Annotated in this window: 23 protein-coding genes; 14 read left to right on the top strand and 9 right to left on the bottom strand. The window is 40.2% G+C overall.

Annotated elements, in window-relative coordinates; translation table 11 throughout:
- The first annotated feature begins 122 nt into the window (after nucleotides 1-122).
- The 7 genes from thiC to CVT14_RS08515 all read left to right on the top strand — a co-directional run bounded on the left by thiC (nucleotide 123) and on the right by CVT14_RS08515 (nucleotide 6,083).
- Nucleotides 123-1,418 carry a phosphomethylpyrimidine synthase ThiC gene (thiC, locus tag CVT14_RS08545; RefSeq protein ID WP_107850121.1) on the top strand — a complete coding sequence of 432 codons (1,296 nt, stop codon included), beginning with the start codon at nucleotides 123-125 and terminating at the stop codon, nucleotides 1,416-1,418.
- Complete coding sequence (locus tag CVT14_RS08540; RefSeq protein ID WP_103573471.1) at nucleotides 1,412-2,512, top strand: Mrp/NBP35 family ATP-binding protein; 1,101 nt, start codon at nucleotides 1,412-1,414, stop codon at nucleotides 2,510-2,512. The genes thiC and CVT14_RS08540 overlap by 7 nt, the downstream gene beginning before the upstream one ends.
- Nucleotides 2,513-2,659: 147 nt before the next feature.
- On the top strand, nucleotides 2,660-2,926 hold the full coding sequence (locus CVT14_RS08535) for an ACT domain-containing protein (protein ID WP_002939508.1): 267 nt from the start codon (nucleotides 2,660-2,662) through the stop codon (nucleotides 2,924-2,926).
- 9 nt (nucleotides 2,927-2,935) lie between these two features.
- On the top strand, nucleotides 2,936-4,273 hold the full coding sequence (locus tag CVT14_RS08530) for a PFL family protein (RefSeq protein ID WP_107850120.1): 1,338 nt from the start codon (nucleotides 2,936-2,938) through the stop codon (nucleotides 4,271-4,273).
- Nucleotides 4,274-4,298: 25 nt separating this feature from the next.
- Nucleotides 4,299-4,706 (top strand): hypothetical protein, encoded by a 408-nt coding sequence (locus CVT14_RS08525; protein WP_021085916.1) that lies wholly within the window; start codon nucleotides 4,299-4,301, stop codon nucleotides 4,704-4,706.
- 78 nt (nucleotides 4,707-4,784) lie between these two features.
- On the top strand, nucleotides 4,785-5,474 hold the full coding sequence (locus tag CVT14_RS08520) for a hypothetical protein (protein ID WP_021084217.1): 690 nt from the start codon (nucleotides 4,785-4,787) through the stop codon (nucleotides 5,472-5,474).
- A gap of 156 nt (nucleotides 5,475-5,630) precedes the next feature.
- Nucleotides 5,631-6,083, top strand: a complete 453-nt coding sequence (locus tag CVT14_RS08515) for a hypothetical protein (protein WP_012001524.1) — start codon at nucleotides 5,631-5,633, stop codon at nucleotides 6,081-6,083.
- Between the two features lie 171 nt (nucleotides 6,084-6,254).
- Here the strand turns inward: CVT14_RS08515 and CVT14_RS08510 are convergent, their stop codons facing one another.
- The gene (locus CVT14_RS08510) at nucleotides 6,255-6,851 is read right to left on the bottom strand and encodes a YagU family protein (RefSeq protein WP_012001525.1); all 597 of its coding nucleotides are present in this window, start codon (nucleotides 6,849-6,851) and stop codon (nucleotides 6,255-6,257) included.
- Nucleotides 6,852-7,011: 160 nt separating this feature from the next.
- Between CVT14_RS08510 and CVT14_RS08505 the strand changes: the two genes are divergently transcribed.
- Together CVT14_RS08505 and CVT14_RS08500 are read left to right on the top strand one after the other, a co-directional pair.
- The gene (locus CVT14_RS08505) at nucleotides 7,012-8,211 is read left to right on the top strand and encodes a tetrahydrodipicolinate N-succinyltransferase N-terminal domain-containing protein (protein ID WP_107850119.1); all 1,200 of its coding nucleotides are present in this window, start codon (nucleotides 7,012-7,014) and stop codon (nucleotides 8,209-8,211) included.
- 11 nt (nucleotides 8,212-8,222) lie between these two features.
- Entirely contained in the window at nucleotides 8,223-8,717 is a 495-nt protein-coding gene (locus CVT14_RS08500; RefSeq protein ID WP_012001527.1) for a hypothetical protein, read from the top strand.
- A 39-nt stretch (nucleotides 8,718-8,756) separates the two neighbouring features.
- Here CVT14_RS08500 and CVT14_RS08495 read toward each other — a convergent pair whose 3' ends face one another.
- The 8 genes from CVT14_RS08495 to CVT14_RS08465 all read right to left on the bottom strand — a co-directional run bounded on the left by CVT14_RS08495 (nucleotide 8,757) and on the right by CVT14_RS08465 (nucleotide 15,293).
- A complete protein-coding gene (locus CVT14_RS08495; RefSeq protein WP_048809787.1) occupies nucleotides 8,757-9,023 on the bottom strand; it encodes a Fic family protein in 267 nt (88 codons plus the stop codon).
- Between the two features lie 44 nt (nucleotides 9,024-9,067).
- The gene (locus CVT14_RS10665) at nucleotides 9,068-9,217 is read right to left on the bottom strand and encodes a hypothetical protein (protein WP_155759004.1); all 150 of its coding nucleotides are present in this window, start codon (nucleotides 9,215-9,217) and stop codon (nucleotides 9,068-9,070) included.
- Between the two features lie 9 nt (nucleotides 9,218-9,226).
- Nucleotides 9,227-9,484: a DUF4172 domain-containing protein gene (locus tag CVT14_RS11090; RefSeq protein ID WP_413784380.1), complete on the bottom strand. Its 258-nt coding sequence runs from the start codon at nucleotides 9,482-9,484 to the stop codon at nucleotides 9,227-9,229.
- Between the two features lie 34 nt (nucleotides 9,485-9,518).
- Nucleotides 9,519-9,599 carry a DUF4172 domain-containing protein gene (locus CVT14_RS11085; RefSeq protein ID WP_107805615.1) on the bottom strand — a complete coding sequence of 27 codons (81 nt, stop codon included), beginning with the start codon at nucleotides 9,597-9,599 and terminating at the stop codon, nucleotides 9,519-9,521.
- Nucleotides 9,600-9,629: 30 nt separating this feature from the next.
- Nucleotides 9,630-10,055 carry a gamma-glutamyl phosphate reductase gene (locus CVT14_RS08480; RefSeq protein WP_107805616.1) on the bottom strand — a complete coding sequence of 142 codons (426 nt, stop codon included), beginning with the start codon at nucleotides 10,053-10,055 and terminating at the stop codon, nucleotides 9,630-9,632.
- A 1-nt stretch (nucleotide 10,056) separates the two neighbouring features.
- Entirely contained in the window at nucleotides 10,057-10,851 is a 795-nt protein-coding gene (locus CVT14_RS08475) for a CsgG/HfaB family protein (RefSeq protein WP_012001529.1), read from the bottom strand.
- Between the two features lie 128 nt (nucleotides 10,852-10,979).
- Complete coding sequence (gene glmS, locus CVT14_RS08470) at nucleotides 10,980-12,791, bottom strand: glutamine--fructose-6-phosphate transaminase (isomerizing) (RefSeq protein ID WP_107805617.1); 1,812 nt, start codon at nucleotides 12,789-12,791, stop codon at nucleotides 10,980-10,982.
- A gap of 3 nt (nucleotides 12,792-12,794) precedes the next feature.
- Complete coding sequence (locus tag CVT14_RS08465) at nucleotides 12,795-15,293, bottom strand: HD domain-containing protein (protein WP_107850118.1); 2,499 nt, start codon at nucleotides 15,291-15,293, stop codon at nucleotides 12,795-12,797.
- Nucleotides 15,294-15,403: 110 nt separating this feature from the next.
- On the opposite strand from CVT14_RS08465, the gene mqnE reads away from it, so the two are divergent.
- From mqnE to CVT14_RS08440, 5 genes are read left to right on the top strand one after another with little or no spacing between them, the layout of a single operon-like run.
- Nucleotides 15,404-16,468 (top strand): aminofutalosine synthase MqnE, encoded by a 1,065-nt coding sequence (gene mqnE / locus CVT14_RS08460; RefSeq protein ID WP_107850117.1) that lies wholly within the window; start codon nucleotides 15,404-15,406, stop codon nucleotides 16,466-16,468.
- 11 nt (nucleotides 16,469-16,479) lie between these two features.
- Entirely contained in the window at nucleotides 16,480-17,772 is a 1,293-nt protein-coding gene (locus CVT14_RS08455) for an NCS2 family permease (protein ID WP_107850116.1), read from the top strand.
- Nucleotides 17,773-17,784: 12 nt separating this feature from the next.
- The gene (locus tag CVT14_RS08450; protein ID WP_012001533.1) at nucleotides 17,785-18,225 is read left to right on the top strand and encodes a phosphoribosyltransferase; all 441 of its coding nucleotides are present in this window, start codon (nucleotides 17,785-17,787) and stop codon (nucleotides 18,223-18,225) included.
- Nucleotides 18,226-18,234: 9 nt separating this feature from the next.
- Nucleotides 18,235-19,452 carry an ArnT family glycosyltransferase gene (locus tag CVT14_RS08445; protein WP_107850115.1) on the top strand — a complete coding sequence of 406 codons (1,218 nt, stop codon included), beginning with the start codon at nucleotides 18,235-18,237 and terminating at the stop codon, nucleotides 19,450-19,452.
- Between the two features lie 3 nt (nucleotides 19,453-19,455).
- Nucleotides 19,456-20,145, top strand: coding sequence for a Tfp pilus assembly protein FimT/FimU (locus tag CVT14_RS08440; protein ID WP_021090013.1), 690 nt, complete (start codon nucleotides 19,456-19,458; stop codon nucleotides 20,143-20,145).
- Nucleotides 20,146-20,368 lie beyond the last annotated feature (223 nt).

The raw sequence follows: 20,368 nt of genomic DNA, 5'->3' as shown, positions 1-20,368 counted from the left end.
GGAATTATACACCTAAAAGCTAAATATTTCTTTTTATAGAAATAAATTTAAGACTAGCATTTAGTTAGATCAAAACAAAAAAGGACTAAAATGAGCCTTTAAATTTTAAAAAAAGGCTAGTCATGACAAAGACACAGATGTACTATGCTAGGCGAGGTGAGCTCACAAAGCAGATGAGCTATGTAGCAAAGGTCGAGGGGATAGGCGAAAATTTGCTCATGGATGAGGTGGCAAAAGGTAGCATCATCATCCCAGCAAACGTAAATCACACAAATTTAAAGCCTATGGGCATAGGCAGAAAGCTAAAGACAAAGGTTAATGCAAATATCGGCAACTCAAGCCTAAGTAGCGACATTTGCGCGGAGCTTAGAAAGCTTGAAATTTGCTTAGAATTTGGCGCTGATACGGTTATGGATCTAAGCACGGACGGCGATTTGGATGCCATTAGAAGCGCTATCATAGAGCATTCAAGCGTGCCAGTTGGCACAGTGCCGATGTATGAAATTTTAAAAGAGGCAAAAGAGGTTACAAATATCACAAATGAGCTAATTTTAAGCGTGCTAGAGAAGCAAGCAAGGCAAGGGGTTAGTTACTTTACGATACACGCTGGCTTTTTGCGTGAGTTTTTGCCCCTTGTGAAAAAGCGTAAAATGGGCATAGTTAGCCGTGGTGGCAGTTTAAGCGCTAGCTACATGTCAAAGCTAAATAGGCAAAATCCATTTTATGAAATTTTTGATCAAATTTTAGAAATTTGCGCTAGATACGACGTCTCACTCTCGCTTGGCGACGGACTTCGCCCAGGTTGCCTTTACGACGCAACAGACGAGGCGCAGCTTAGCGAGCTAAAGGTGCTTGGAGAGCTTACACTTCGTGCATGGCAAAAAGATGTGCAGGTGATGATAGAGGGCCCTGGTCATGTGCCATTAAGTCAAATTGAGTATAATATGAAAATCGAACAAGAGCTCTGCCATGACGCCCCATTTTACGTGCTTGGACCGCTTGTTAGCGATATCGGCGCGGGGTATGATCATATCACGTCGGCTATTGGTGGTACGATGGCAGCATATCACGGTGCTAGCATGCTTTGCTATGTGACACAAAAAGAGCACCTTGGCTTGCCAAATGAAAATGACGTAAGAGAGGGGATTGTAGCTCACAAGATAGCAGCTCATGCCGCAGACGTCGCACTTGGCAAAGTTGGAGCCATCGAAAAAGACCATGCGATGAGTGACGCGAGATATGCATTTGACTGGAACAAGCAGTTTGAGCTTAGCTTTGATCCAAAAAAGGCTAGAGAGCTTCACGATGAGAGCTTGCCAGAAGATGCGTTTAAGAGCGCTCATTTTTGTTCGATGTGCGGACCAAAATTTTGTGCATATAAAATTTCAAAAGATCTAGAAAAAGGAGAAAAATGTTAAATAAAGAAGAGGTCTTAAATAGACTAAAAGGTGTCATATATCCGGGATTTGAGAAGGATATAGTTAGCTTTGGTTTTGTAAAAAATGTAGAAATCGGCGAGAAAATTTTAATCGAAGTAGAGATCGTTAGCTCAAGCCCAGAGGTGGCAAATGAGCTAAAAACGGACATCAAACGTGTCATGGGCTCAAACGAGTACGTGCTAAATTTGATCCAGCCAAAGATACCTGAGGAAAAAAGTAACACTCAAAGTGGCAAAAATATCGCGCCACAAGTTAAAAATTTCGTAATGGTAAGCTCTGGCAAAGGTGGCGTTGGTAAATCAACCACAACGCTAAATTTAGCCATCTCAATGGCAAAACTAGGCAAAAAAGTGGGAATTTTAGACGCTGACATCTACGGACCAAATATCCCAAGGATGCTTGGCGAAGTAAATACTCAGCCACAAGTCGTTGGCAACAAGCTAAAGCCGATACTTAGCCATGGTGTTGAGATGATGAGTATGGGCGTTTTGATGGAGGAGGGCATGAGCCTTATCTGGCGTGGCTCGATGATAATGAAAGCGATCGAGCAGCTGCTAAGAGACGTGCTTTGGAGCGAGCTTGATGTCTTGTTTCTCGACATGCCTCCAGGAACAGGCGATGCGCAGCTAACTCTAGCTCAAAGCGTGCCAGTAACAGCAGGTGTCTGCGTCACAACGCCTCAAGTAGTAGCACTTGATGATAGTAAGCGTGCTCTTGATATGTTTGAGAAGCTTCACATCCCAATCGCTGGCGTCATCGAAAATATGAGCGGTTTTATCTGCCCAGATAATGGCAAAGAGTATGACATCTTTGGCAAAGGCACGACTGAAGAGGTAGCAAAAGCTTACAATACTCAAATTTTGGCTGAAATTCCTATCGAGCCAGCTGTTAGAGTGGGAGGCGATAGCGGTAAGCCAGTTAGCTTCTATGAGCCAAACTCAGTCACTGCAAAACGCTATGAGAGTGCAGCTGCAAGACTTTGGGAGATAATAGAAAATATAAATAACGGCGGCGGGGCTGATAACTCAGCGATCCAGCCAGTAAATGACGGCAAGAGTGCTTGCTCGAAGTAAAATTACAAAAGATAAAATTTAGAGCAAATTTTAAAATTTGCCAGTTTAAATTTGGCTACCAAAATTTAGCTTTGCTTGATGCAGGGTTTAAATTTTGGAGCCAAAATGCACTTTATATAATAAATTTAAAATTTAACAGGAGAAAAGATGAAAGCGATCGTAACCGTAGTCGGAAAAGATAGAGTTGGCATCGTTGCTGGCGTCTCAGCAAAGCTTAGCGAGCTAGGGCTAAACATAGATGATATAAGCCAGACTATTTTGAGTGACTTTTTCACGATGATGGCGGTGGTTTCAAGCGATGAAAATAAAGACTTTACAGCCTTAAGAGCGGAGCTAGATAAGCTTGGAGAGAGTCTAAAAGTAAAGATAAATATCCAAAGCTCAGCCATTTTTGATGCGATGCACAAAATTTAAGGACAAAAGATGGATATCAAAAATGTAACCGAAACTATCTCGATGATCGAGGAGCAAAATTTTGACATCAGAACGATCACGATGGGCATTAGTTTGCTTGATTGCATCGACCCTGACATTAATAAAGCCTGCGATAAAATTTACGCAAAAATCACCACTAAAGCCAAAGACCTAGTTAGAGTGGGCAATGAAATTTCTGCCGAGCTAGGCATACCAATCGTCAATAAAAGAGTGAGCGTGACGCCTATCTCGATAATCGGCGCCGCAACGGGCGCAAAAGACTACGTGATGATCGCAAAGACGCTTGATAGGGCGGCTATTGAAGTTGGTATTGATTTTATAGGTGGTTTTTCGGCTCTAGTGCAAAAGGGCTATCAAAAGGGCGATGAAATTTTGATAAATTCTATCCCGCAAGCACTAGCACAAACCGCAAAAGTGTGCTCAAGTGTCAATGTCGGCTCAACAAAAAGTGGCATAAACATGAGCGCGGTGCGTGACATGGGGCGCATCATAAAAGAGACGGCGGCGGCATCAGAGATGGGCTGTGCGAAGCTCGTGGTTTTTGCAAACGCAGTCGAGGACAACCCTTTCATGGCGGGTGCATTTCACGGAGTGGGCGAGGCTGATGTAGTGATAAATGTCGGCGTTTCAGGCCCAGGCGTCGTCAAAAGAGCCCTTGAAAAGGTGCGTGGCGAGAGCTTTGACGTGGTGGCTGAGACTGTGAAAAAGACGGCGTTTAAGATCACTCGTATCGGTCAGTTAGTCGGTCAAATGGCGAGCGAGCGCCTTGGGGTGAAATTTGGTATCGTTGATCTCTCTCTTGCCCCAACGCCAGCTGTTGGCGACTCAGTGGCTAGAGTGCTTGAGGAAATGGGGCTTGAGGCTGTTGGTACGCACGGCACGACTGCGGCACTTGCTCTGCTAAATGACGCGGTCAAAAAAGGTGGCGTCATGGCGTGCAATCAAGTGGGCGGCTTAAGTGGTGCGTTTATCCCAGTCTCAGAAGATGAGGGCATGATAGCTGCGGTGCGCGCGGGATCGTTAAATTTAGAAAAGCTTGAAGCGATGACGGCGATATGTTCGGTGGGGCTTGATATGATCGCCATACCTGCAGATACGCCAAGCCAAAGTATAGCTGCGATGATCGCTGATGAAGCGGCCATCGGCGTTATAAATCAAAAAACAACGGCCGTTCGTATCATACCTTTGGGTCGTGAGGGCGATATGATCGAGTTTGGCGGCCTTTTAGGAAGAGCGCCTGTTATGAAGATAAATAAAGCCTCAAGTGCTGACTTCATCGCTCGTGGCGGACAAATTCCAGCACCAATTCATAGTTTTAAAAACTAAAAGTTTCTAAAAGGATGGTTATAAAATGAAAGCAGTTGGACTATTTTTTATGATTTTGCTTTTATCTGGTTGCTCGGCACTATATCCATTTTATAGCAAAGAGATGAAATTTGAAGCAGCAGGTCTTGGTAAAGATGGTATCTATAGATCAAATTTTAATAATGATGAAGACATTCTTATTAAGATGACATCAGCAAAGACAAAAGAGGGCGAAAAATACCGAATAATATATACTTTGCACATACCAAGTAATTCTACGCAGATGGATTTTAACATTGGTGATAAGTTTGTAGCAAAGTATGATTGCTCAAAAATGTATTGCGAGCCAAATGATGATCTAGACAATATAGTCGTAGAGTGGGCTGAGCCTGAAAGAGGAGTATTTTTAGGCGGTATAAATTTAAAAAATTTACGACTAATAAAGGCGTATTAAATTCATAAGGATATGTAAAAATACGAGTTTTTTAATAAATTTGATAGTAAAAAAAGAAAAATTTAACAAGGAGCTAAAATGAAAATTTTATCACTGCTTACGGCGCTACTTTTTGGAGCGGTATGTGGCTTTGCAAACGATGGCAAAGTAAGAAGTATCGACATCTACGTCACACCTTACTACTCAGCAAATGCTGGCAAGGTGGAGTATGTCAAGGTCTATGACAAGATAGATGAGCTTTTAAAAAGTGGCAAAGAAGAGGACTTTAAAAAAGCAGAAAAGATCGTGCAAGACGCTCCACAAATGGTCTCTCCGATAACTCTTTTTGTTCTCTCAGCTCGCGCATACGATCTTGGACTTCGCGATGATGCGGTATTTTGGTTTTATGCGGCAAAAAACCGTGCGATCTTGCTAAGAGGCGTTATAGACATGGAGGGCGAGAAATTTACTGACGTGGTGGCTGCGATAGGGGCGTTTATGAAGCTTGTTGGCGACGTGGTCAATCCTTATGCATTTTGCGATATCAAAAAGCAACAAGAGATCGCTGATAAAGCGCTTGAATGGACTAAGAAAAATGCCTATGAAGCGATGTTTTCGCCAGAATTTAGCTCGCCTCACGAAGATAGAAAAGCAGCCCTTGCAAAAGGCATAGAAAAGCTAGAAGCCCGCAATAAAAAAGAGAAAGATTACTTTTTAGACAAAGACAATCTTGCTAACTTTAAAGCTATGCGCAAGCAAAATGGCACTGATGAGAAATTTTGCTTTTAAGTAGCGAGAAAAACTGAAAATTTGCTTGTAAATTTAGCTTTTGCTTTATGTTAAAAGAGCAAATTTACAAGCTATCTCTATTTTAAATTACGACAGATTTACTTAAATTTCGCTCTTTTAGAAGAGTAGCAAAATCACAAAAAATGAGAATGAAAAATGACTTTGAAATTTGGCGAGCTTGAAAAAGTCGCGGTAGATGATGGTTTCATCTGGTATGCGGAGACTGGGCTAAAAAGTGAAAATTTTGGACAGGTGCCATTTTGCCTTGTTAGCACAGATAGAGCAGACGTGGATGATGAGACTGCTTTGCTAGCAGATCGCATCGCCAGCGATATCGACCAGCATATAAAAGAGGCGCTTGTCTTTTTAAAAGATGAGCTTAGGCGAGGGTGCTTTTTAAGCAAGGATGAGCTTAGCTTGCTTGACGTGCCAGTTTGTGAGCTGCCATTTAGCTCGCCACAATGCACCTTTTATGCGGGTGATAAGCAGTGGTTGATGAGATTTGCCGAGGGTGAGCTTGATATCTGTGAGCCTTATGGTATAGGGGTGATCTTTGAGGGTGAAAAGCCACTTTGTTTAGAAAATTTAGAGCTTAGCAGTGAGTGCTAAACGCTTAAATTTTTAATTTTACGCATTAAAAGCTAGTTAAGATTTTCAAGCCTTGTAAAAAATGATGAAATTTTGTTTTTAGGTATTGGCTGCGATCAAGAGACGCTAGAGTTTTTAAATGATTAAATTTTGCTGTCTTAGGTTTTGCGCCCAAAACAGCAAATTTATAAGCTATGCGTTGTAGCAGTCGCTTGGATCTTTTTCTTTTGTGATCCTAGCTCTTAGGTCGTGGCGGATGATCTCTATCGACCAAAACCAGACCATGTGACCTACAAACTCAGAGACATACTCATACCAAGGAAGTGTCCAAAGTGGCGGAGTGAGGCCAAGAAGCGGCAGTGAGATGCCATGAACTGCGATAGTTGCTAAGATACCAGCCATCACTCCTTGCCACATCGTGATCTTTGGAAATTTCTCAGCCACGACGCAGTAGCCAACGGCAAAGACTATTGAAAATATGATGTGCGTTAGCATCACGTAGTTAAATGCATGCCCTGCAAACTCGTAGATAGCGGCGTTTGGATCGGCGATACCAACATAATCTCTTAAGAACACATAAGGTGGATTTAGAAAATTTCTAGAGCAGTCGATCGCATCAGCCGCTCTGATGGCACTTTCTGGTCCGCAAGCTGCGTTAAACATATCCATAGGGCTTCTTGGTGGAAGCGGCACTTCTGCACCCCATTTGACAAAAGCTGAAACTACGCCAGCGATTAAACCGATCAGTGCAGCTAGAGTAAATTTTGGTTTGGTAGCTAAATTTGACATTTTGTCTCCTTGTAAAATTTGAGGCATTTTATTTCTATTTTCTTTATGATAAGGTTAATCATTATTATAATTTATAAATTTATCAAAGCTCAAATCCTTTAAAATCATAAAATTTTTAGCCATTTTTGGCTAGACTAAGAAAAAATTTAAAGGAGAATAGATGTCTAAAGAGTTCAAAGACGCAAACGAATTTAAGGAATTTTTTGAAGAATTTAGAAAAAAAGATGGCTACAAAGATCCAGTTGCTTTTGGCATCGCAAGAGTCGATCGCGGACAAAAAAATAGCGACAAAATTTTGCAAGCAAGTTACGCCGTTGTAAATTATAAAGAGAGCTTTTTAAGCGCATCTGCCTTTATATATGCTTTGCAAAAGTGCGATGTTGAGGTTGATTTTAGCGCTCACGAGTTCGTGACTGATCTCACGCCAAAGGTTGCAAAAAAGGCTAGCAAGCTTTTTAGCGTCTTTGAAAAAGATATAAAATCGCATAAAAACGTGGAGAATTTACACGCTGTGAAGATGGCATTTGAGGACGACCTTGAGCTAAATGAGAATAAATTTAAGCTTGTATTTTTATTTGACGATGCAAAGCCACTTAGCGTGGAGGCCGTCTATCTCAAGCTCTACTTGATCTCACTTGGCAAGGTCGCACCTAGGACGATCGTGCTTGATGGAGCCTTTGGAGTGTTACCAAATGTCGCATGGACTAGTCAAAATATCCCGATCGAGCTTGAGTGGCTAAGAGAAAACGAAATTTCTCTAAAGATGTTTGGCGAGTATCCAGCGATCGTGAGCGTGGATAAATTCCCAAGATTTTTAAGCCACATCATCCCAGCTGATAACACGAGAATTTTAGACGCTGCCAAAGTCCGCATGGGCGCAGCTGTGCATCCTGGCACGGTCGTCATGCCGGGCGCTGCTTATATCAACTTTAATGCAGGCACGACTGGCGGCGTGATGGTTGAAGGTAGGGTCAGCAGCTCTGTCGTCGTGGGTGAGGGCAGCGACGTAGGCGGCGGAGCTAGCATACTTGGCGTGCTAAGCGGCACGAACGGCAACCCTGTAAGCATCGGCAAACACTGCTTGCTTGGCGCAAACTCAGTTACTGGCGTGCCACTTGGCGATAACTGCATCGTGGATGCTGGCATAGCGGTGCTTGAAGGCACAAAGGTCTATATCTTGGCAAGCGAGCGCGAAAAGCTAGCTAAGCTAAATCCAGAGTTTAAATTTGAAGCTGAAATTTACAAGGCACTAGAGCTTGGTGGGCTAAACGGACTTCATTTTAGACAAAATAGCCAAACAGGCCAGATCACTGCAAGTGCGAGCAAAAGGGCGATCAAGCTAAATGAGGCACTTCATTAAAAGGAGCTAACATGAAAGTTGGCATTTTGATGTTTGACAAGATAAATTTGTTAAGCTTTGCCAAAATTTATGATTTTTTGCATAAATTTGAAGGTTTTAACATCAAAACCTACGCTCTAAAGCCTGAAATAGTCGATGAATTTGGCGTCAGGCTTCATCCTGAAATTTACGCTGAGAGCCTTTACGGCGTGGATATCTTGGTCGTGCCAGACGGCGTTGGTGCACTTGGTCTAAGGTACGACGAGATATTTTTAAGCTGGATAAAAAGCTCAGCGAGTGCGAAATTTAAGATCGGCTTTGACCTTGGCGTGCTCATCCTTGGCGGAGCTGGATTTTTAGAGGATAGAGAGGCTTGCATAAGAGGTGGATATAAAAACGCGCTAAGTGGCTACTGCGAGGTAAATGACGCTAAGATGTGCGAAAGTAGGAGCGTGATAAGCGTTAGCGAATTTGATGACGAGATCAAAGAGCAGCTCGCAAAAATCCTAAGTAAAGATAAAATTTAAGGGCTTTGGCTCTTAAATTTTGATAGAAATTTTATCTTTTTATGAGCTTATGGCTTGTTTTATGGCGCTATTTACCGCTTCTAAATGCCACTTTATCCACGCTGTGAAGTCAAAGTTTAAATTATTTTCAAGCTTCGTCGTCTGCTCTAAAATTTCATAATAATCTTTTTTATTTGCATAAATAACGCTGGAGATAGAAAATGGCTCAATGCTCTCACTAGCCAAGCAGTAGTGCGCAAAAGCCCTTGCCATGCGTCCGTTGCCGCCCTCATAAGGATAGATGATCACAAACCAAAGGTGCGCCAAAACACTTTTTACATAGGTGTTTTCGTGATTTTTGTTGATAAAATTTAAAAAATTTCATACTCTACGCGCTCTGCTGGCAAGGCTTCATAATGGATTTGCACATTCTCTTGTGAGCCTGAGACGACGCTCATCTCATCATCTCTAAATTTAGCTCTTTTTATCTTGTAAATTTTGCTATGGCTATATTCAAACAAGGCATTGTGTCAGCCATGTAGCCGCTCGAAGTTCATAGGGGTTTTGTTTAAATTTGCTTCAAGTATTAGCAAGACTTGATTATCACTATATCTAGTCGCATGAGTGTCGGCTAGCCAGTCAAAATTTTCATCTAGTCTCTTTTTTACCGACGAGTGAATGCTTGATCTTTTTAGTCTTTCGCCCTCTATGAGAGATGAACTTATTATTTCATCTTCAAGCGCACTAATTTGCGCCTTTAAAAGATCGTTTCCGCTAATATTGCTTATTATCTCTTTTAAAATTTCGTGATTTTGCTCTAGTTTATTCGCAAGGGTCTATTGCACTTTTATCGAAAGAAAAATTTGGATAGTTAGGATGTTGCCATATCCACAGGTTTTGCATCAAATTTCTTTAAAATCATGGCTTTTGTGCCTATCTATAAGGTCTTCTATACTCTCTTCTAGCGTCATTGTAGCCACGTCTATATCCACGCTCAAAACCATCATCATAGTCGTCACCATCGTAGTAGCCTCCGCGGTAACCACGTTGAAATCTATCAAATCTTTCGTACTCATTTTGATAGTATGGGCGGTAGTTAGGTGGATATGGTGCATAGTTTGGATCAACAGGATAGTAGCCACTCATGCGGCAACTATCCTCATCAAAATCTTTCAATCCAAAACGAAATTTATATCCGTCTATCTTTTTACTAAGGGCGTCGTAGTTTCTCGTATCACCATAAAATTTAGCCATTTCTCTTTCGTTTATAAGTTTGCAAAGCCCGATCTCTATCTTTTTAGTATAGTTTACAGCTAGCAACATCGTAAATGTACAAAACAAAATGGCTATAAATTTCATCTTAGTCTCCTATTTTTATATTTCCGCCTTTGCCAAGACCACCTTTTACATTTTGGACTTTATAATCTTTTAGCGCGACTATAAGTTGGTTCATCGCGTCCATAAAGGCATTTACGATCATCCTGCCCTCTGGTGTCTTTGTGTAGCCACCAAGTCCAGCGCTCACACGTGAAAATGAATTTGAGCCCATGCCAAAGAAGTCAAAGTTGCTATCACTGCCGACTGCGCCAGCGATCTGTACGCCTGAGCGGTTGTCTATGAGAAGCAAAGATGTCTGTGTTTCGCTCTTTGAAAAGCCTCCGCTTACCTTGCCAGCAACGTTGCCAAAGACAGCGCCTACAAGTCCGCTGATACCGCCAGTATCCTCTTTGCTAAATGTGATCTCTGGCTGCATGGTGTAATCAGCCGCTACGACTTGACCTTTGTGAAATTTAGAGCCTTTTCTTAGCTCGCCACTAGCTTCAAGTGCGCGCTCTTGCATCATATTATCCATACTTCTGCCACGCTCGACGATGACGAAGCAGCCAGTTTGCTGAGCTAAGATCCTTAGCACCGGCACGGTTGAGCCAAGCTGATAATCTCTAGTTAGATATGAGTACCATGAGCTACTTTGATCTTCGTAAAAAGATAATGTTCCTAGCGTTTGGCTGCAACGCTCGATTTTCGTGTTGGCATTTTTGGCTGTATCTCCTGCTGCGGCACCAGTTACACCGCTATTGCTGCTAGCGCATCCAGCAAATAAACAAAGAGCGGCAACGCTGCTAAAGACCTTAGATGCTAAAAATCTCTTTTTCATGAAGATCCTTTTTAATGTAATTAGAAGTGCAAATATTATAAGAAAATAATATTTTGTGAAAACTTAAATTTTAAAAGAAAAATATAAAAGTAAAATTTAAGCGGCCAGCAAGATGCCAGCCACATAAATTATTCGACAGTTACGCTTTTTGCGAGGTTTCTTGGCATATCGACGTTGTTGCCAAGTCTAACGGAAATTTCAAGTGCAAGCAGCTGAAGCACTAGCATCATCTCGAAAAATTCGCTCATATAGTGATCTTGAACGCTTGTTTTTACGTAGTCATCGCTTAGTTCAAACTCAAGTGGGCTTATCGCTAGGATGTAAGCATCTCTTGCAGCAAGCTCTTCGACGTTACTTTTTGTCTTTTCATATAGTAAGTTTTGAGGCATTAAAGCGATCGTAAATAGCTTCTCATCTGCAAGCGCGATAGGTCCGTGCTTCATCTCGCCTGATGGATAGCCCTCGGCGTGAAGATATGAAATTTCTTTAAGTTTTAACGCACCTTCAAGTGCTAGCGGATAGAAGATGTCTCTACCGATAAAGAAGAAGCCATGACCGTGCAAATAGTGCTTGCTTAGGCGGTGAAGCTTCTCTTGCAAAGAGTTATCTATATTTAAAATTTGTGGGATGTGAAGAAGCGTTTTGATCTCGTGATCAAGCTCTTTTTTGCTGATAGATCCCTTTGCAGATGCCATTTGAAGCACAAGCATCCAAAGCACGATGATCTGCGTAGCAAAGGCCTTTGTACTAGCCACACCTTTTTCGATGCCAGCGCGAGTTAGAAGCGTATTATCAGCTAGTCTAACGATAGATGAGTTATCGACGTTGCAAATCGCAAGTGTCTTTAGCCCAGCCTCTTTTGCTATCCTAAGTGCCTCAAGAGTGTCAGCTGTCTCGCCACTTTGCGAGATGACTATGAAGAGCGAGTTTTTGTTTAGATAAGGCTTTCTATATCTAAATTCGCTTGCCACTTCGACCTTTGTTCTAACTTTGGCAAGCCTTTCAAAAAGATAGCTTGCAACAAGTGCTGCATGGTAGCTCGTACCGCACGCACAAAGTACGACATCATCGATGCCTTTTAGGTATTCATCGTCTAAATTTTCAAGGGTGACTTTGTGGTTTTTGACCCTGCCCATGATAGTTTCAGACACAACAGCGCCTTGCTCGTAAATTTCTTTCTCCATAAAAAATGTATAACCCTCTTTTTGGGCATAGCTCTTATCTTTTGGGAGTGCGTTAAATGTTATGCTAGCTTTTTTGCCGTGTTTAAAAACAGCGATCTCGTCTAAGCTCACGTAGCCGTAGTTGTTATCATCTAAGTAGGCCACTTCGGCTGCGTTGCCAATAAGTGGGGCATCTGATGAGGCAAAATATAGCTCTTTTTTGTCGCTTTTGCCTATCGCCATAGGAGCGGCATCTTTTGCGAAAAATATCTTATCAGGTGCAGTTTTGGTGATAAGTAGCGTCGCATAAGCGCCTCTTAGCTTTGCGATAGTCGCCTCATAAGCCTTAAAAGGGTCTTTTTTCTCTTTTAAAATTTCTTCAAAAAGGTGCACGATCACTTCGGTGTCGGTTTGGCTGACAAATTTCACACCCTTTGCCTCAAGCTCATCTTTAAGCTCTTTGTAGTTTTCGATGATGCCGTTATGAACGACAAATGAGTGCTCGCCAAGGTGTGGGTGAGCATTGATCTCAGTTGGTTTGCCGTGAGTTGCCCAGCGTGTGTGACCTATCGCCACGCCAAAGCCAGTTGATGTGAAGTCCTTTGTCTTTAGGGCTAAATTTTCAAGCTTGCCGACCGCTTTGAAAAAGTCGATCTTGCCATCACTCATCACAGCCATGCCAGCGCTGTCGTATCCGCGATACTCAAGCTCTTTTAGCCCGCTTAAAATGACCTCTTTTTTCTCTCTATCTCCGATGTATCCTACGATTCCACACATGTTTTACTCGCTTATTAATAAATTTAATATATCTTCGCCTTTACTCTCAAGTCGCTCGTTTTTCTCGATCAAAAAGAGATTTCTCGTTCTATTTTTAACCGTCTGAATTCTAGCACTCGTGACTTGAAAATGAAGCCTGTCAAAAACACTCATCACATAAGCCATTAGCCCGCGCTGATCTTTTGCGTTGATGCTAAGTTTGGCGTAATCTTTTGAGTGATTTAGCTCGAAGTTTATCTCATCTTTGTTAATATTTGGTTTCAAAGGTTCTCTTAAAACTTCGCTATTTAGGGATTTTAGGGCTAAAATTTTAGTATTTTCAAGCTCATGATTTTTTACATTTTGGTTAAAGTCAAGCCTGATATAAAATTTCTTCTCAAAAAGCTCAAATATCTCCATATATGCAAGGTCAAATTTAGCAAATTCATAGAGTAGGGCGCTTAAATTTAGGCTCTTGTTTGTATAAATTTGAATGCTTAAATTTTTACTATTGTTTATGAAAATTTCTGTTTCGTTTAGGCTGTCAGCTACTTTGCTTAAATTTATGATCTCACTCGCGCTATATTTTGTAAAGACCAAATTTGATGTGATCTTAAAAATTTTCTCTTGCAGCTTTGGCTCAAGCGCCAAAAACTCGCTATTTCGTTTTATAGACTGCTCTTTTTTTACTCGCCTTGTCGCTTCATCAAGTAAATTTTCATCGCTAAATGCGCTAAGAGAAATTTCATAAAGCTCTCTTAAAAGCTTTGCTGTGTAGGCGTTGTAAAGCCTCTCGTTTGTGGCGTTTATCACGCAGTAGCTAAGGATGTAAAGTAGCTTTAAGACCTGCTTGTCACCTAGCTTTGATATGAAGGCGAAGATGACGCGCTGCGAGTAGATGTCCTCTCTGTTTGAGACGTTGCTCATTAGGGTGTGGTATTTTATTAAGATGACGCCGATGTTGATAGCCTTTTGACTTAAATTTAGCTTGTTAGCATAGGCTCTAAAGATGTTTGCGCCGATGTTTGCATGATCTTTGCCGCCAAGTCCTTTGCCAACGTCATGCATAAGTGTTACGATCTTTAGCATCGTTTTGCCCTCCAAGCAAAGCTCAGCGTAGAGATTTTTTATAAATTTATCTTTTATATTTTCAAGAAATTTGACGCTTAAAATGCTATGCTCATCAACCGTAAATTCGTGATAGCCGTCATATTCTGCTAGCTGGGAGATGTGCTCCATCGGTTTTATCAAAATTTGTATCATCTGCGCATCAAGTAAGGATTTTAAGATAGCGTAGGAATTTTCTCTTAAAAATATCTTCTTAAACTCGCTTATAGCGCGCTCTAAGCCATCTTTTGTGATGATGGCTCGCTTGATATAAAAGATCGCGCTTATATCAAATTTATAATCCACATCTTTTAGCTCCAAAAGCTCATTTATGAGATCCTCGATAAGGGCTGGCTTTTTGTGAAGTGGCACATAGATGACGCCATTTATCTCGTAAAATCCATTTTTTAGCCTAGCAAATTTTCTTTGAACGAAGCTTAGCTCGCTTTTGAAAAATGGCCTGCAAAGCGAAGCCGCGATAAATCTTGAATAAATGGCTACGTTATTCATCGAGCTTAGCATCTTTTGACTGATGACGCTTTCGTTGTCTTGGAGTTTTTTGGACTTTGTCTGCATAAAATTTGTCGTGATCTCAACGCTTGAAGCGCTGAAAGTGTCGGTGTTTTGAGTTAAATTTAAAGCACTTAGCAAGCTTAGTAAAAAATCCACATTTAGATTAAAACTTGCTATCTCTTTTTCATTCATCACTTTAAGGGCTTGCGATCTAACCGAAACATCGCTATCTAGGCAGTTTAGTATGCAGTTTAAGCGGTAAATTTCATCGATCCCGCCAAAGCCACTTTTTAAATTTGGCTCTTGTACCAAGTAGCTTATGCTAGAAAATGGCAAAAATGCCTTTAAATGGTAGTTTAAAAAGGCTTTTTTATCAAATTCTTTTATCTTTATGATCTCGCTTTTTACTAAGCGGTAGAGGCTTTTTGAGCCGCAGATGTAGCGAAGTTGCGAGGTTTCGCTTTTAAATTTAAGGTCATCTTTGAAATTTATAAAAATTTCATCCACTTCGGCAATTTTTATCACAAATTTCATGCCAGAGCCATCTAAAATTTCAGAAAATTCTTTTAAGAAATTTTTTATATTATAGCCCTTTAAATTTTTATAAACTAGCAAAATTTCAAGCTCGCTATTTGCGCTAAGTAGCGTTTGAGCGTATTTGCCAGTGGCTAGAACGCTAAAAGCAAAGCTGTCATTTTGTGGCACAAACTCATCAAAAAATTCTCGCATAGTTTCATTTAAATAAGATTTTATAAAATCATCATACTCTTTGGCTAAGAAATTTGTGAAATTTCTGCCTTGATTTTTTTGAAAATGTTTTGGCAAATTTGCCTTAAAATCAAGAAATTTCTCTTTGATCTTTGAATAGTTATCGCTATTTTTGGCACTTTTATCAGCTAGCATTTAGTGTTTCCATTGTTAAAAATATCTTGGCAAATGTTACATAATTTTTGCAAAAACAAAGCTTTATTTGCTTATAATAAAGCCTTAAGTTCAGCTTTAGGACGATATAAATAATGAATCTATTACAAAAACTAGAAAGTGGCGAGAGATTAAGCAAGCAAGAGGCTTTTTCGCTTTATGAGCTTGATCTTTTTACCTTGGCTAAATTTGCCGACAAAAAGCGCAGAAAACTGCACGGCAACAAGGTCTTTTTTAACGTAAATCGCCATATCAATCCAACAAATATCTGTGCTGACATCTGTAAATTTTGCGCATTTTCAGCCCACAGAAAAAATCCAAATCCATACCTAATGAGCCACGAAGAAATTTTAAAGATCGTTGATGAGAGCGTGAGTCACGGCGTAAAAGAGATACACATCGTCTCCGCCCACAACGCAACTAGCGGTTGGCAGTGGTATTTAGAAATTTTTAAAAAGATAAAGGCAGCTCATCCAGAGCTTCACGTAAAGGCGATGACTGCGGCTGAGGTTGATTTTTTATCAAGGCATTACGGCTTAAGCTACGATGAGGTGATAGAAAAGATGCTTGAATACGGCGTCGATAGCATGCCAGGGGGTGGGGCTGAAATTTTTGACGAAGAGGTCAGGGCTAAAATTTGCAAAGGCAAAGTTAGTAGCGAGAACTGGCTAAAGATCCACAAAATGTGGCACGACAAGGGCAAGCAAAGCAATGCAACAATGCTTTTTGGCCACATAGAAAGCCGTGAAAATAGGATCGATCACATGCTAAGGATAAGGGACTTGCAGGACGAAACTGGCGGATTTAATGCATTTATCCCGCTAGTTTATCAAAGAGAAAATAACTACTTAAAAGATGTGAAATTTTTAGGATCGGCTGAAATTTTAAAGACTATGGCGATTTCGAGGCTAGTGCTTGATAACGTCCCACATATAAAGGCATACTGGGCCACATCGACCTTAAATTTAGCGATGATCGCTCAGGAATTTGGCGCTGATGATCTTGATGGCACGATAGAAAAAGAGAGTATCCAAAGTGCAGCCGGCGCAAACAGCGCAAATGGCGTCACACTAAAGACATTTTGCGATCTTATAAAAACATCTGGTTTTACGCCGGTTGAGCGTGATAGCTTATATAACGAACTTAAAATTTACTAAAGGAGCTTGGGGTGAAATTTTTTGACTTAGCACAAAACAAAACGAGTGTGAAGCAGGAATTTGGAGCGGGACTTACGACATTTTTGGCGATGATGTATATCGTACCGGTAAATGCGATCATTATGAGCAAAACAGGCATGCCTTATGAGGCACTCATCACTGCAACTGCGCTAATTACCATATTTTCTACGATATTAAATGGTCTTTGGGCGAACACACCAGTTGCGATGAGCGTTGGCATGGGGCTTAATGCTTATTTTACATTTGGTCTTTGCATAGGTATGAAAGTGCCTTGGCAAACGGCTCTTGGCGTTGTTTTTCTAAGCGGAGTGATATTTGTTGTCTTGTCTTTTACGAATTTTAGAATGTGGATAATAAGATCCATCCCACTTGATCTAAGAAGAGCGATAAGCGCTGGCATAGGCACATTTATCAGCTTTGTCGCGTTTCAGCAAATGGGCTTTATAGTAAATAACGACGCGGTTTTGGTTGGTATAGGAAATTTCAGAGATCCAAACGTGCTTCTTGGCGTTTTGGGGCTATTTTTGGTTATTTGCTTTTGGGCATGGAAGATAAAGGGTGCGTTTATCCTAGCTGTGCTTGTCACTTCAGTGATAGCTTGGGTGCTTGGCATCGCTCCTCATCCAACAGAAATTTTCTCAACTCCAGCCTCTATCTCGCCGATATTTTTAGAGCTTGACATAAAAGGTGCCTTTAGCCTAGCCTTGCTACCGGTTATTATCACATTTTTTGTGACTGATCTTTTTGACTCGATAGGCACGCTAGCTGGTGTTGGCACAAGGGCTGGGATATTTGACGAAAACAAAAAAGATGGCGTCGTAAAACTTGAAAAAACTCTTGAAGCTGATGCTGTTGCTACTGCAGCTGGCTCGCTTGTAGGTGTAAGTACGACCACATCGTTTGTAGAGAGCGCAAGCGGCGTAGAAGAGGGCGGCAGGACCGGTCTAACAGCTGTATTTTGCGGACTTTTATTCATACTTACATTATTTATGTTGCCACTTTTTAAAGCTATCCCTGGCAATGCCATCTATCCGATCCTCGTAATGGTCGGCGTGCTTATGTTTGCCGAGCTTGCTAGTATAAATTTTAAAGATCCAGCCATCGCCGTTGCGACATTTTTCATAGTTGTGCTCATCCCACTTACTTACTCGATCACAAACGGCCTTGCATTTGGCTTTATGTCATACGTCATAGTTAAGCTCATAAAGAGAGAATTTAGCGATATAAATTTAGGTGTAGTCGTGCTAGCGTTTATTAGTTTTATCGTATTTTTAGTGCATTGATAAGGATTAAAGATGATATTTTATAGCTACGATGAATTTGCCGTTGATGCCAAAAAGATGGCAAAACAGATAAAAGATGAGTTTGATCCAGAGGTGATACTAGCTGTGGCAAGAGGTGGCCTAACGCTTGGACACTCACTAGCCGTTGCGCTTGAAAATAGAAATTTATTTACTTTAAATTCTATCCACTACGAGGATACAAACAAGCTTGATACGATACAAATTTTTAATGTGCCAGATCTTAGCAAATACACTAAAATTTTGCTTGTTGATGATATCATCGATAGCGGCGAGAGCATGGTCGAGATAAAAAGAGAGCTGCTTAAACGCTATCCAAATTTAGATATAAAGATAGCAACTGTATTTTATAAAGAGAAGGCTCTGCTTTTGCCTGAATTTAAGGTAAAAGAGGCTCATGACTGGGTTGAGTTTTTCTGGGATATACATATTTAAGGGCTAAATTTGTTAGAAAGAGTTAGAGAATTTGCTAGCAGACACATCGCTTTTAGCGTATTTTTGATATGTTTGATTGATTTTGTTTTTCTACTTTATGCGGCAAATTCTCTTAGTATAAGCTACAACGAGGCTGAAATTTTCTTTCAAAAGCGCAGCCTTTTAAGCTACATCTTAAAACTAAGCACCCATTTTTTTGGTCAAAATGATCTTGCTGTGCGGGGCGTGATGATCTTTTTTCACATCGCAAGCGTGGTTTTGATGTATAAGGTGAGCAAGTTTTACATTAAGCTCGAGTTTGACAGGATCATAGCGGTTCTACTTTTTGTGCTGCTTCCTGGCACGCTAGCTTCAGCCCTTATCATAAATAACGCTGGAATTTGCATAACTCTGGCGCTTTTATGTATATATCTTTTTCATATTAAAAAGAAAATTTTATTTAGCCTCTTTTTTTGCCTAGCCTTTTTCATAGATGGTGATTTTTTGATATTTTATGCAGGATTTTTTATATTTGCACTTTATAAAAGAAAGCCGCCACTTGCTTGGCTAAGTGCCATTTTATTTTTGCTGACGCTTTACTTTTTTGGTTTTGAAACAAATGGCAGACCAAGCGGGCACTTTATCGATACTTTTGGCATATTTGCCGCTGTATTTTCGCCATTTGTCTTTATCTTTTTTGTATATACGATTTATAGAATTTGGGTTAAGGAGAAGAAGGATCTTTTGTGGTTTATCGCCATTTGCTCATTTTGCTTTTGTATGATAGTCTCTGTGCGCCAAAGGCTAGAGCTTGAGCAGTTCTTGCCATTTTGCGTGATAGCAACGCCACTTATGGTTAGAGTTTTTTTCAACTCATATCGTGTGAGACTGCCAAAATTTAGAAAAGGTCATAAAATTTGCACTAGCTTAGTGATGCTTTTTTTGATATTTAACTGGTCAGCGATCATCTTTAATCAAATTTTTTATCTCTTTTTAAGCGATCCTACAAAACATCTCACTTATAAATTTGATGTAGCAAAAGAGCTGGCAGATAAGCTAAAAGAGGCTGGAGTGCAGGACATAACGACTGAAGATACAAGGCTTGCGCTTAGGCTTAAATTTTATGGGATAAAAACAAAAAGCTACTCTAAAAATTTATTAGCAAGTGCCGATTTAGATGAGAAGTCAAAATTTAGTATAGAAAAAATGGGAAAAGTAGTTGCAAATTTCAATATCAAGGAACGATAAGCTATGAAAAAAAGAGCTTTTACGATGATAGAGCTTATTTTTGTTATTGTTGTTGTTGGAATTTTAGCTGCCATTATGATCCCAAAACTAAACAGAAATGCCTCAAGAGAAGCTGCAAATCAGATCCTAACTCATATAAGATACACTCAACATCTCGCTATGCAGGATGATAAATATGAAAATTTTATTAGCAATCAGTCTAAGCCATGGTTTAAGTTAAGATGGGGAATAACATTTAATGAAACTAGTCTAAAGGAATGCTCTATAGATAAACCAGGAGTTAAGACTTGGAAGTATAGTGTCTTTTTTGATAAAAGTTTAAATGGAAATGTAAATTCAGAAAGAGAAGTAGCAAACGATATCTATAAAAGTGGAAAGCTCCTTAGCGGTGGTTGGAGTGGAATATCAACAGATGCTTGTAAAAAAATAAATAAGGAATTAAATTTAGGAAAAAGATTTGGTATAACATTAGTTGATTTTAAAGATGGTTGTAGTGGAATGCAAACTATAATTTTTGATGAAATGGGCCGACCTATGAGAGTAGCAAGTACTACTTCTGGTGGAGCAAAGCGTCCTTATGATAGACTTCTTAAAAAAGATTGCAGTATAACAATAACTGATAAACGCGGCAATCAAACAATCATTACTATAGAAAAAGAAAGTGGCTTTGCATCTATAAAAGAAAATAGTTAAATTTGATTAAATTTTGAGCTTTTGATTTTTTTCAAAAAGCTGCTATTTTTTAATCTGCATTTAAGCATCCCTCATATATAATTCCAGCTCACGAAACGAGAAACCACCTTTAACTTCAACGTTAATAAAGCCTTTTTCTTATCGTTGTTCTTTTAACTTACAATTGTTAAAACTATTAGTCAATCTTTGAAATCTAAACAAGTGATCGATTGAGCCAGTCTAT

It is taken from the genome of Campylobacter concisus (assembly GCF_003048445.1).
Lineage (GTDB): Bacteria > Campylobacterota > Campylobacteria > Campylobacterales > Campylobacteraceae > Campylobacter_A > Campylobacter_A concisus_BF.
This window is presented reverse-complemented; position numbering and strand designations above follow the sequence as displayed.